Source organism: Lentzea nigeriaca (genome assembly GCF_016907955.1).
Taxonomy (GTDB): domain Bacteria; phylum Actinomycetota; class Actinomycetes; order Mycobacteriales; family Pseudonocardiaceae; genus Lentzea; species Lentzea nigeriaca.
This window is the reverse complement of the sequence record NZ_JAFBCX010000021.1, coordinates 15,471-28,959: the sequence shown is the minus strand read 5'-3', so window position 1 is coordinate 28,959 and position 13,489 is coordinate 15,471. Positions and strand designations below refer to the sequence as shown.

The window sequence follows — 13,489 nt, the reverse complement described above, 5'->3', positions numbered from 1 at the left end:
CTTCATGGAACTGGTGCTGCTTTCGTCCGATCGGATCGCCTCTGTTCGGCGCCGTGCCGGTGAGTACCCCCAACGGACCATCGCCGTCGCGAGTGCCGTGGCGCTGACGCACTGGGCGAAGCCCGGTTTCGCAGTCGATGGACTCGATCTCACGCCTGCAACGCTTTTCGGCGACGTGCTCGTCTGGGCCGACAAGGGCCAGGAGTCCGACGTCACCGAAACTCCGGACGGCTGGGCCATCCCGCTGCCCGAGGGCGTCGATCCGATCGAGGCCCAGCGGGCGCTGGACGACCTCGCGGAGTTCCCGAACCGCGCCATCGGGACGATCACAGCGCAGACCCTCGACGAGCGGCTCGCGGACCTGGCCCGCTGGAACGACAACGACTTCCCGCGCGAGCGGCCCAGCATCGTCGAGCTGTTCCGCGAGCAGGCCGCGCTGCGCCCGGACGCCGTCGCGATCGACGACGGTGACCGCGCTTTCACCTACGGCGAGGTGCTCGCCCGTTCCAACCAGCTGGCCCGGCACCTGATCGAGCGCGGCCTGCGGACCGAACAGGTCGTCGGCATCTCGCTGGATCGCTCGGCCGAGATGGTGATCAGCCTGCTCGCCGTGCTGCAGGCCGGTGGCGCGTTCGTGCCGCTGGACCCGCGGTGGCCGGCGTCCCGCCGCGAGTCCGTGATCACCGATGCCCAGGTCGCGTTACTTCTCGGCATTGGCCGGGAAGACGAGCCCGAGGTGGTCGCCGTCGACCTCGACTCGTGGGGCTTCTCGGACTACTCGGCCGAACCCACTGACGTCACGATCGCCGGGGCTCAGCTGGCGTACGTGATGTTCACGTCCGGCTCGACCGGCCGCCCCAAGGGCGCGATGATCCGGCACGAGGCGATCAGCGAGCGCCTGCTGTGGCAGGTCGACCTGATCCTCCACTTCGGACACTCCGACGCGTCGCTGTTCAAGGCGCCGCTGTCGTTCGACATCTCCATCAACGAGATCTTCCTGCCGCTGGTGTGCGGTGGGCGGACCGTCGTCGTGCGGTCCGGTGGCGAGCGCGACCCGCACCACCTGCTGCACACGATCGCCCGGCACCGCGTGACGTTCGTGTACCTGGTGTCGTCGATGCTCGACGTGCTGCTCGACATCGCGGGCGACGGCGAACTCGACAGCCTGCGGCACGTGTGGTGCGGCGGCGAGGTGCTGACCCCCGAGCTCTACGACCGGTTCCGCACGCAGCTCGACATCCCGATGTACCACGGTTACGGTCCCGCCGAGGCCACGATCGGCGTCTCGCACGTGATCTACCGCGGCGAGGCGGAGCGGTTGTCGACGTCGATCGGCAAGGCCAACCCGAACACCGACCTCTACGTGCTGGACGACCAGCTGCGGCCGTGCCCGCCCGGCGTCGGCGGCGAGCTCTACATCGGCGGTTTCCTGCTGGGCCGCGGTTATGTGAACGCTCCCAGCCTCACGGCGTCGCGGTTCGTGGCCAACCCGTTCGCGTCGGACGGTTCGCGCCTCTACCGGACCGGCGACCTCGCGCGGTTCGCGCCGGACGGATCGCTCGACTTCCTCGGGCGCGTCGACAACCAGGTCAAGATCCGCGGCATGCGGCTGGAGCTGGAGGACGTCGAGGTCGCCCTCGCCGAGCACCCGCAGATCCGCCACACCTGTGTGCTGGTCGCGAAGAACTCCGCGGGCGGCAACTACCTCGTCGGGTACGTCGTCCCCGCCGAGGACGGCCTGACGGCGGACGCCGTGAAGCAGTGGGCCGCAGAGCACCTCGTCGAGTACATGGTGCCCGCTCACATCGTGGTGATGCCGGAGTTCCCGTTGACCCCCAACGGAAAGCTGGATCGCCGCGCGCTACCGGAACCCGTGGCCGAGACCGGGCCGGTCACCGCCGCCGCCAACGACGTCGAGGCCGCGATCTGCGCCGCCGCCGCGTCGGTGCTGAGGGTCGAGCAGGTCGGTGCCGACCAGGACTTCTTCGAGCTGGGCGGCGACAGCATCCTCGCGATCTCGCTGTTGTCCGCGTTGCGGGCGGTGGGCATCTTCGTCACGGCCACCCAGATCTTCGTCAACCGGACTCCACGTGCGCTCGCCGCCGTCGCGTCGCTCGACGGCGCCTCTGCCGTCGACCACGACGACGTTCCGACCGGGCCGGTGGCCGGTCTGCCGATCGTGCAGTGGCTCGGTGAGACGACCGACGCGATCGCCGGGTTCGTGCAGTCGGTCGTGCTCAACACCCCTGCCTCGCTGACAGGCGAAACGCTCACAGCGATCCTCAACGCTGTCGTCGAGCGGCACGACATGTTGCGCGCCAGGCTCGTTCGTGGTGAGCGCTGGTCGTTCGACATTCCCTCGGACGGCCATGCGTTGTGGGAAGAGAGCAACGCATCGCTCGAAGACTGCGTTGTGGCGGCCACCGAAGGGCTGAACCCCGACGCGGGCATCATGCTGCGCGCTGTGTGGCGGTCCGACGCCCGGCAGCTCGTCCTCGTGATCCACCACGTGGTGATTGACGGTGTGTCGTGGCGGATCCTGTTCGACGATCTCGCTCAGGCGTGGCAGCAGGTTTCCTCTGGCGAGGTCATCGAGCTCCGGCCCGTCGGGACGTCGTTCCGCCGCTGGACCCAGCTGCTGGAGAAGGCCGACTTCTCGGCGGACCGCTCGTACTACGAGCGCGCGCTGCCGGGCGTTGATCAGCTGCTCGGCCGGCGTGAGCTCGCCGACGACGATGTCGTTGCGGCAGAACGGATGCGCACGTTCACAGTCGGCCCGCAGGCCACGGCCGCGCTGCTCGGCGCCGTGCCCGCGTTGTTCCACGCCAAGGTCAACGACGTGCTGCTGACCGGTCTCGCGGTCGCGCTGGCCAAGTGGCGCCGCGACAACGGTCAGGACCAGACGTTCGCGCACGTCGAGCTGGAGGGTCACGGTCGCGAGGGCCGGTTCGTGCCGCTCGACCCCGACCTGTCCCGCACGGTCGGCTGGTTCACGACGTTGTTCCCGGTGACCGTCGATCCGGGTTCTGACGACGACCTGGCCGCGGCGTTGAAGCGGGTCAAGGAAGACCTGGCGCGGGTGCCGAGCAACGGTGTCTCGTACGGTGCGCTGAAGTACCTGGGGCGTACCAGCTTCGACGGTCCGCGGCCGCAGGTGCTGTTCAACTACCTCGGCCGGTTCAGCGGCGGCACCACCGGCGACTGGCAGCTCGCGGAGAACGCGGGCCGGCTCGGCGAGAAGCGCGACCCGGCGATGCGTTTGCCGCGCGCGTTGGAGTTCAACGCCTCCGCCGAGCCGGGTGCGGACGGCCGGCTGGAGCTCGTCACGGTCATCTCGTGGCCGTCGGGGGTCTTCAGCGAGGCCGACATCGCGACGATCGGCGCCTACTTCACCGAAGCGCTGGAGGGCCTGGCGGCGTTGACCCGCGGCGGGCACTCCCCCAGCGACTTCGACCTGGTGCCCCTCACCCAGGCCGACGTCGACGCGCTCGACAGCCCGGCGTTGCGGGACGTCCTGCCGCTGACGCCCTTGCAGGAGGGCATGTACTTCCACTCGGTGTTCGACGACGAGTCGGCGCACCGGTACGTCGAGCAGCAGCTGCTGACGCTGATCGGATCCGTGGACGCACGCAGGCTCGAAGCGGCCGCCACGCGCCTGCTGGGGCTGTTCCCGAACCTCGCCGCCCGGTTCGTCAGCCTGCCCGACGGGCGGGTCGTCTCGGTGCTGGAGTCCGGCGTGCGGCCGGAGTTCTCCACCGTGGACGGTCAGGGCATGACCGACGAGGACGTCCAGGAGTTCGCCGAGCGGGACCGCGTCGCCGGGTTCGACCTCGCCCGCGGGCCGTTGATGCGCTTCACGCTGATCCGCACCGCGCCGGGGCGGTACGTGCTGGTGCAGACCGTGCACCACATCATCGCCGACGGCTGGTCGGTGCCGCCGATGCTGCGCGCGCTGCTCGCCGAGTACGACGCGCCGGGGTCGGTGCACACGCGCGGCAGCTACTCCGACTACGTGCGCTGGCTGGTGCGGAGCGACCCGGCGGAAAGCGACCGCGTCTGGGCCGCGGAACTCGAAGGACTGCCCGGCCCGTCGCTGGTCGTGGAAGGTCATCAGCCGTCGGAACGGTTCGCTGACACGGCTGTTGACGCACCCGCCGGCTTCGACGACATGCTGCGGGCAGCCGGGGTTTCGTTGAGCGTCGCCGTGCACAGCGCGTGGGGTGTGACGCTCGGCGCGATCCTCGAGCGCCGGGACGTCGTGTTCGGCTCCACCGTGTCCGGCCGGGACGCCGACGTGCCCGGCATCGACTCGATGGTCGGGCTGTTCATCAACACGATTCCGGTGCGCGCCAAGTGGTCCAGCTCGACGTCGGCTCGTGAGTTGCTGGCCTCTGTGCAGCGGCACCAGACCGCCGTGCTGCCGCACCAGCACGTGTCGCTCTCCCGGATCGGGCGGCAGGCGGCGTTCGACACGCTGGTCGTGTTCGACATCGCGCTGGACGTGTCGCGGTTCTCCTCGGCGGGGTTCGAGATCGCCGGCGTCGTGAACGAGGGAGCGCCGCACTACCCGTTGACCATCGAGGTTCAACGCCAGCACGACGGCACGCTGCGGTTCAACCTGATCTACGACACGCTCGTGGTGCGGGAGACCGGCGCGCAACGGATCGTGCGGGCGTTCGCCGACACGTTGACGGCGTTGCTGACCGGTTCCCGGATCCCGGTTCCCGTGCTGACGGACACCCGTGCCGGCGCGGACATCGAGCCGGTGACGCTGGCGCGGCTCTTCGACCGCGCGGCGCAGCGCGACCCGGCCGCGACCGCCGTGACGTTCTGCCGCCTCGACGGCACGTCCGAGTCGATGACCTACGGAGAGCTGGCCGAGGCCAGGACCAGGCTGGCGGCGACGTTGCAGTCTTGTGGTGTCGGCCCGCACACGCGGGTCGCCGTCGCGCTGCCGCGGTCGCTGGAGCAGGTCACCGCGTTGATCGCGGTCGTGTCGGCGGGTGCCGCGTACGTGCCCCTGGACCTCGCCTACCCGGACGAGCGCCTGGAGTTCGTTCTGGCGGACGCCGCGCCTCAGGTCGCGTTGGTGGAACCGGGCCAGCAGGAACGTTTCGCGGCGATGCTGGACCGCGCGGGTGTGTCGGCCCGTGTGCTGTCGATCGACGACGTGGTGCCCGGTTCGTTCGTCGAGCCTTTGGTGGACTGGCGGCATCCGGCGTACCTGATCTACACGTCCGGCTCGACCGGCCGGCCCAAGGGTGTCGTGGTGTCGCACGAGAACGTGGTCTCGTTGCTGGTCAACACCGCGCCGGAGATGGAGTTCGGGCCGTCCGACGTGTGGACCCAGTTCCACACCTACTCGTTCGACTTCGCGGTGTGGGAGCTGTGGGGTGCGCTGACCCACGGCGGCCGGCTGATCGTGCCCGAGCACAGCCTGACCCGCTCACCGGTGGACTTCCGCCGGCTCGTCCTCGACCACGGGGTCACGATCCTCTGCCAGACGCCGTCGGCGTTCTACCAGTTCGCCGACGCCGACCTGCGCGCCCGGCCGCTGATCGCGCTGCGCCGAGTGATCTTCGGCGGTGAGGCGCTCGATCCGGGGCGTCTGCGCGACTGGGTCGCGCGGTACGGCACGGATCGGCCCGAGCTGGTCAACATGTACGGCATCACCGAGACCACCGTCCACACCACGTACCGGCTGCTGGAAGACCGTGACTTCGGTCTGGAGGTCAGCCCGATCGGCGGGCCGATCGCGGGTCTGTGGTGCTATCTGCTCGACGATCGGCTCCGCCCGGTGCCGCCGGGCCAGGTCGGCACGATCTACGTGGCGGGCCCACAGGTCACGCTCGGCTACCACGGCCGTCCTGGGTCGACGGCGTCGCGGTTCGTCGCGGACCCGTTCGCGGGCAACGGTTCCCGCATGTACCACTCTGGTGACCTCGCTCGGCGCAACCTCGACGGCGAGCTGGAGTTCCTCGGTCGCGCAGATCTCCAGGTGCAGCTGAAGGGTTTCCGCATCGAGCTCGGCGAGGTCGAGTCGGCGATCCTGGAGATTCCCGGCGTCGTCGACGTGGCGGTGACCGTGGCGGACAGCGCAGACCACCTCGTCGCGCACGTCGTGGGCACGCCGTCGGTGGACGTCCCGGCCGCTCTGGGCGCCAAGCTACCGGTGCACATGGTGCCGCAGCGGGTCATTCCGCTGGACGCGCTGCCGCTGACCGTGAACGGCAAGCTCGACCGCAAGGCGTTGGCCGAGCGGGCTCGCGCGGAGGACGCACCCGCGCCGGTTGCCGAGGCTCCGGCGCTGGCGTCGCTGGTGGAGGTGTTCGCGGCCGCGCTGCCGGGGTCCTCTGTGGACGCTGACACGGACTTCTTCGCGGCCGGTGGGGACAGCATCATCGCGATCGGCGTGGTGAACCGGGCGCGGGCGCTCGGGGTGCGGTTCGCGCCTCGGGATCTGTTCCTGTGCAAGACGCCGCGGGCGCTCGCTGCGAAGTTCGGCGTCGCGCCGGTTGCCGCCGCGGTTGCGGTGGTCGAGCAGGACGGGCCGGTGGTGCCCACGCCGATCGTGTTGCGGCAGCGGGAGATCGGCGGGGATGTTCGGCGCTTCGCTCAGGCGCGGCAGCTGCCGTGCGCGAGCCTCGCTGAGGCAGAACGCGCGGCGGCCGCCGTGGTGAAGGCTCACGCGGCGCTGCGGATGCGGCTGACGGTCACGCACGGCGTGTGGACGCTCGGAATCGATTCCGACTGGCAGACCCCCTGGGGGGATCGGGTCCCCACTCCAATCGTCTCAAGCGGGTCTGACAGTTCGGCGAAACCGCAGGTCAGCGCGAACGAGGCCGGTGCCATCGGGGTGGTTTCGAGCGGATTTGACGACCCGGAACACGCCGCCGACGAGGCCGCCGACCGGCTTGACCCCGAGGCCGGGGTCATGGCGGCGTTCACCTGGCTGGAGTCCACCAAGACGCTCGTCGTCGTGGTCCACCACCTCGCCGTGGATGCCGTCTCCTGGCTGATCCTCCTCGACGACATGGCAGCAGCCATGCGCGGCGAAGACCTGGCACCGACCACCACCCCGTTCTCGGCCTACGCCAGCGCCCTCATGCTGGACGCCCAGTCCGGCGATGATCTGCAGCGCTGGGTCGAGGTGCTGGACACGCCAACACTCACGCCAGACCTCGGCAAGCTGCGCGAAGTCACCGTCACCCTGTCGGCCGCGATCACCGACCGCGTCGTGCACACTGCCCCGACCGCGCTCGGCCTCGGCCTCACCGAGCTGCTGTGCGGCGCGCTGCGGACGGCGTTGAGCGAAACCCAGGCCACGCCGACGGATCTGGTGATCGAGCTCGAACGCCACGGCCGCGTCCCGGTGCGGGAGCACCACGACTTCACCCGCACGGTCGGCTGGTTCACGTCGATCGCGCCGGTGAAGCTCAGCCCCCGCACCGATCCCGTCGAGGCCGCCCGTGAGCTGGCCGAGCGCCAGCCGGACGAGAAAGCACACGTCGGGTACGGCCAGCTGCGGTACCTCAACCCGCAGACCGCCCCGGTCCTGGCGGCACTCCCCCGGCCGCAGGTGCTGTTCAACTACCTCGGCCGGGGCAGCGAGTCACAGGCGCTGCACGTCGACTGCCCGCTGCCCAGCCCGTACGCGGTCGAGGTCAACGCGTGGCTCGACGCCACGACCCGCAGCCTGCGCGCGACGTTCGCGCTCACGGAGGAGGTCAGCGACGAGATCGCGGCGCGCTGGCTGCTCGCGCTGGAGCGGATCGCGGACGCCTCGGTGACCGCGCGCCGGACCGCGCCGGTGACGCCGTTGCAGCGCGGTCTGTACTTCCAGGCCGAGCTCGCGGGCGACGCCGGGCATTACGTGGCGCAGAGCTGCTTCACGTTCGACCGCAGGCTCGACGTCAGCGCGCTGGAACAGGCGATGGCGCACGTCATCGTGAAGCACCCGGTCGTGGGCGCGGGCTTCGAGTCGGACGAGAACGGCTCGCCGGTCCAGGTGCTCACGCCCGGCGGCCGGGTTCCGGTCAGCGTGGTCGACGTGCTGAACGAGCAAGCTGTCAGCGCTATCAGGAACGAGGACCGCGCGACGGGCTTCGACCTCAAGACGCCGCCGTTGGTGCGGATGGCCGTGCTGCGGCCGCCGGACGGCCGCGACGCGTTGCTGTTCAGCCATCACCTGCTGCTGTGGGACGGCTGGTCGCGCGAGATCGTGCTGCGCGACTTCTTCGACGCCTATCGGGCGATCCTGACCGGTGATCCGGTCGACTCCGCTCCGGCGACGCCGAGCTTCGAGGAGTACGCCCGCGTGCTCGCCGCGAAGGACGCGGACACCGCCGAACGGTTCTGGGCGCGGTACCTCGCGGACCTGCCGGGACCGACGCTGCTGGCTGGACAGTCTACTTCGGACACACTGCCGGTCAAGATCCTGCGGACGCTGTCGGTCGAGGAGTCCGACCGCGTGCGTGAGGCGGCGCGGGCGCACGGTGTCACGCTCAACTCGGTGGTGACCGGTGCGCTCGGACTGCTGCTCGGCAGCGAGACCGGGCGTGGTGACGCGGTGTTCGGCGTGACGGTCTCCGGGCGCGAAGAGGAAGGCACCGAAGGAATCGTCGGTGTTCTGCTGAACACCGTGCCGATGCGGGTGTCCGCGCGGCCGGGCGACAGCGTCGGGGAGTTCCTCGCCGGAGTGCAGGCGGCGCGGGTCGACGCGATGGAGCACGAGCACATCGGGCTGGGCGAGATCCAGCGCGCGAGCGGTCAGGACCAGCTGTTCGACAGCCTGTTCGTGCTGCAGAACTTCCTGGACGACGACACGTTCACCGAGTTCAACGCCGTCAACCACATCACGGCGCACGAGTTCGAGGACTCGACGCACTATCCGTTCACGTGGGTGGTGACGCCGGGCAAGCAGCTGACGGTCAAGCTGGAGTACCGGCCCGCGATCACCGCACCCGCCACCGCGGAGCGGTTGTTCGACGAGTACCTGCGAATCCTCGGTGATCTCGCCGAGCACGACGGCCCGGTGGGGGCGATCCGCGCCACCGGCCCTGTGCCGGAGCTCAACGCCCCCAACGACTTCGGCACCAGGACCGTCGTCGACCTGTTCGACGAGGCGGCCGACCGCAATCCGGACCGGATCGCGTTGGTCGCGCACGGCAGCACGATGACGTTCGCGGAACTCAGGGACCGCAGCCGCCACCTCGCGGGTGTGCTGTCCAGCAAGGGCATCGGTGTGGAGACGTCGGTCGCCATCGCGGTGCCGCGTTCGCTGGACTGGGTCGTGGCGCTGTTCGGAATCCTGCGCTGTGGTGCGGCCTACGTGCCGCTGGAGCTGGACCACCCGGACGAGCGGATCGCGGCGATCGTCGAGCACGCGCGGCCGTCGTTGATCATCACGACCAGCGCGGTGGCGTCGAGGATCCAAGGCGAGCTGTTCGTGCTCGACGAGCCGTGGCCGGACGCCGAGCCCGTGGTCACGTTCGCGCCGGACGACCCGAACAGGCTCAAGCACGCGGCCTACACGATCTACACCTCGGGTTCGACCGGCAAGCCCAAGGGCGTGGTGACGGAGTACGCGGGCCTGACCAACATGCTGGTCAACCACCAGCGGCGGATCTTCGAGCCGGTGCTGGCCGAGCACGGGCACCGGACGTTCCGGATCGCGCACACCGTGTCGTTCGCGTTCGACATGTCGTGGGAGGAGCTGCTCTGGCTCGCCGACGGCCACGAGGTGCACATCTGCGACGAGGAGCTGCGCCGCGACGCCACCGGGCTCGTCGAGTACTGCCGGCGGCACGAGATCGACGTCATCAACGTGACGCCGACCTACGCACAGCAGCTGGTGGCCGAAGGTCTGCTGGCCGCGGAGCACAGGCCTGCGCTGGTGCTGCTGGGCGGTGAGGCCGTCACGCCGACGCTGTGGGAGCTGCTCGCCGAGACGCCCGGCACGATCGGCTACAACCTTTACGGGCCAACGGAGTACACGATCAACACGCTGGGCGTCGGCACGTTCGACTGCGTCGACCCGGTGGTGGGCGTGGCGATCGACAACACCGACGTGTACGTGCTCGACCCGTGGCTGCGGCCCGTCCCGGACGGTGTCGCGGGCGAGCTCTACGTTTCGGGCGTCGGCATCGCGCGGGGTTACCTCGGGCAGCCGGGGCAGTCGGCCGAGCGGTTCGTGGCGTGCCCGTGGGTGCCGGGCGAGCGGATGTACCGGACGGGCGACCTGGTGATCCGTCGTCCCGACGGCAACCTGCTCTACCTGGGCCGCACCGACAAGCAGGTCAAGATTCGCGGGCACCGGGTGGAGCTCGGCGAGGTCGAGGCGCGGTTCGCCGCGCATCCTGGCGTGAAGTTCGTCGCCGCCGTCGCGCAGTCCGACCCGCAGGTCGACGGCGCGTACCGGCTCGCGGCCTACCTCGTCCTCGAGGACGGGGCGGACATCCCGTCGATCGCGGCCGAGGTCGGTACCGGGATGCCCGACTACCTGAGGCCGTCGCACTACGCCGCGGTGGACGCGATTCCGTTGACGGTCAACGGAAAAGCCGACACGAGCGCCTTGCCCGAGGCGCGTCCGCTCGGCACCCTGGTCACGCAGGAAGACCGGGAACTGACCGAGACCGAGACCGTGGTGCGCGAGCTGTTCGCCGAGGCGCTCGACCTCGACGAGGACGAGGTGGGCATGACGAGCGGCTTCACCGACCTCGGCGGCCACTCGATGCTGGCGGTGCGGCTCATCGCGTTGCTGCGGCGCGAGTTCGGTCCGGTGGTCACGATCCGCGACCTGCTGTCCCTCTCCACCCCCGAAGCGATTGCGCGGCACGTTGACGAACACTGAAGTCCGCACCGGCCGGGAGATCCTGCGGATCGCGTTGCGCCGCAACGTCGGCGCGATGGCGTCCGGCACGCTGCTGATGGGCTCGTACCAGGCGGCCGAGACCGCCGTGCCGATCCTGCTCGGCGTGATCGTCGAGTTCGCGTTGCGCGGCGGGCAGCTCAGCTCGCTCGGGCTCGCGTTGCCGGCGCTCGGGCTCGTCATGGCGACCGTGTCGTACTCGTGGCGGTTCGGCATGCGGATCCTGCAGAAGGCGAACACGACGGAGGCGCACCGGTGGCGGGTCGCCGTCGCCGACCACGGCCTGCAGCCGGTGGCGCGCGACGTCGACCTGAAGTCCGGCGAGGTGCTCACCATCGCCACCGAGGACGCCGACCAGACGGCGGACATCATCGAGGTGGTGCCGCTGCTGATCAGCTCCCTGGTGTCGGTGGTGATCACCGGTGCGGTGCTGGCGGTGATCAGCGTGCCGCTCGGTGTGCTCGTCTTCGCCGGCACCGTGACGATCCTGAGCGTGCTCAGCGTGATGTCCCGCCGGATCGGGGCGAGCACGCAGGTCCAGCAGGCGAAGGTCGCGCGGGCCGGGGCGAAGGTGTCCGACCTGATCGCGGGACTGCGTCCGCTGCACGGGTTCGGCGGCAGCTACGCGGCGTTCCAGGCGTACCGCCGGGTGAGCACGGAGGCGAAGAAGCAGTCGATCGTCGTGGCGCGGGTCAACGGCGTCTACGCCGGTTCGGCGCTGGCGTTGAACTCGTTGCTGGCGGCGGCGGTGACGCTGTGGGCCGGGTACCTGACGTTCCACGGCCAGATCTCGGTCGGTCAGCTGGTGATGGCCGTCGGCCTGGCGCAGTTCCTGATCGAGCCGCTGAAGATGTTCTCGGAGATGCCGAAGTACGTCATGATCGCGCGGGCGTCCGCCGAACGGATGGCGCTGATCCTCGCGGCACCCCCGCGCATGACGCCGGGCGTCGAGGTGCCCGGCCCGGACGGCGGCCTCGAGGTCGAGGCGCTGACGCACGGAACGTTGCGGGACCTGACTTTCTCGGTGCGGCCAGGCGAGTTCGTGGCGATCGCGGCCTACCAGCCGCAGGCCGCCGCCGAGCTCGCCGCGGTGCTTTCCGTCGACGTGCCACCGTCTTCGTACTCGGGTGTCGTGAAGGTGGGCAAGCGGGAGCTCTCGTCGTTGTCGATCGAGAGCGTGCGGACGCACCTGCTGGTCAACCCGTCGCACCACGAGGTGTTCGCGGGAACGTTGCGCGACAACGTCGATCCGTCCGGTACCAGCTCGTTGGTGGACGAGGCCGTCGCCGCTGCGATGCTGACCGACGTCGTCGACCTGCACTCCGAAGGCCTCGACTACCCGGTCCGCGACCGCGGCGCCAACCTCTCCGGCGGCCAGCGGCAGCGGTTGTCGTTGGCCCGCGCCCTCGCCGCCGACCCGGAAATCCTCGTGCTGCACGACCCCACAACCGCGGTCGACGCGGTGACCGAACAGCTCATCGCCCGCAACGTGACGGCGTTGCGCCGCGGCCGCACCACGGTCGTGATCACCAGCAGCCCGGCGCTGCTCGACGTCGCCGACCGCGTGATCGTCCTCGACGACGGCACGGTGACCGGCGAGGGCACGCACCGCGACCTGCTCGGCCGTGACTCCTCCTACCAGCTGGCGGTGGCCCGATGACGTTGTTCGAGTGGCGTGGCGGCCCGGCGACGCTGCGGTTCGAAAGCGTGCTGGAGCCGGTCGAGCTGCAGCGCCGGGACGACGGTGTCTGGTTCGCCGAAGTCGAGATGCCGCCCCGGCTGCGTGTGACGTACCACTTTCTCAGCGAAGGCGTGGAACACGCCGACCCGCTCAACCCGGCGGGCGCTGGCCCGAACCGGTCGATCTTCTCGACGCCGGACCTGGAACCGCAGCCGCACTGGCCGGTCGTCGGGCCGGACGAGGTACTGGACGTGCCTCCGCTGCGAATCCGCTGGAACGGCACGCTGGGGCGCAAAACCATTCGCGTGTACCAAGGCGGCGAACCCGTCGTGCTGCTGCTCGACGGCGACGACTGGATGTACGTGCACCCGGCCGTGACGGCGTTCGAGTCGGCGGTGAAGAACGGCGAAATGCCGCCCGCCACCCTGGTTTTCCTGCCCACGCCACGTGATCGCGAAGCCGAGTACAGCGATCCCTCGTTGTGGCAGGCGATCCGGGACGAGCTGCTGCCGTTGCTCGCGTCCAACGGAGTGACGGTCGACCTCGCGAAGTTCGTGGTCGCGGGCCAGAGCCTCGGCGGGCTGAGCGCGTTCCGGGCGGCGGTGGACTTCCCGGACCTGGTGTCGCGGGTGGCGTGCCAGTCCGGCTCGTTCTGGTGGTCACGCGACCTGCCGGGCCACGGGATCTCGCTCGACGGCCCGGCAGGCGGTGACACCGCCGCACGCCTCTCGGGTGCCGATCTGTCCGGTCTGCGCGTCGCGTTCGACGTCGGCGAGCACGAACCGAAGATGCACCGGCACTGCGTCGCCGTCGAGGAGCTGACGTCGGCCGCGGGCGCGACCGTGCGGGTGAACCGGTCCCCCGCCGGGCACGACCGCGTCGGGTGGCGGCACGCACTGGTCCGCGACGTGGCCTGGTTGCTCAGCGAGCCGTGACCG

The 13,489-nt window shown here is 70.1% G+C and carries 3 protein-coding genes; all 3 read left to right on the top strand.

Annotation, left to right across the window (positions count from 1 at the left end):
* The first annotated feature begins 4 nt into the window (after positions 1–4).
* Genes JOD27_RS39610 through JOD27_RS39600 form a run of 3 tightly spaced genes read left to right on the top strand, consistent with a single transcriptional unit; the run spans position 5 to position 13,486 of the window.
* Positions 5–10,852: a non-ribosomal peptide synthetase gene (locus JOD27_RS39610; RefSeq protein WP_204767509.1), complete on the top strand. Its 10,848-nt coding sequence runs from the start codon at positions 5–7 to the stop codon at positions 10,850–10,852.
* Entirely contained in the window at positions 10,839–12,530 is a 1,692-nt protein-coding gene (locus JOD27_RS39605; RefSeq protein WP_204767508.1) for an ABC transporter ATP-binding protein, read from the top strand. Before JOD27_RS39610 ends, JOD27_RS39605 begins: the two co-directional genes overlap by 14 nt.
* A complete protein-coding gene (locus tag JOD27_RS39600; RefSeq protein WP_204767507.1) occupies positions 12,527–13,486 on the top strand; it encodes an alpha/beta hydrolase-fold protein in 960 nt (319 codons plus the stop codon). The genes JOD27_RS39605 and JOD27_RS39600 overlap by 4 nt, the downstream gene beginning before the upstream one ends.
* Positions 13,487–13,489 lie beyond the last annotated feature (3 nt).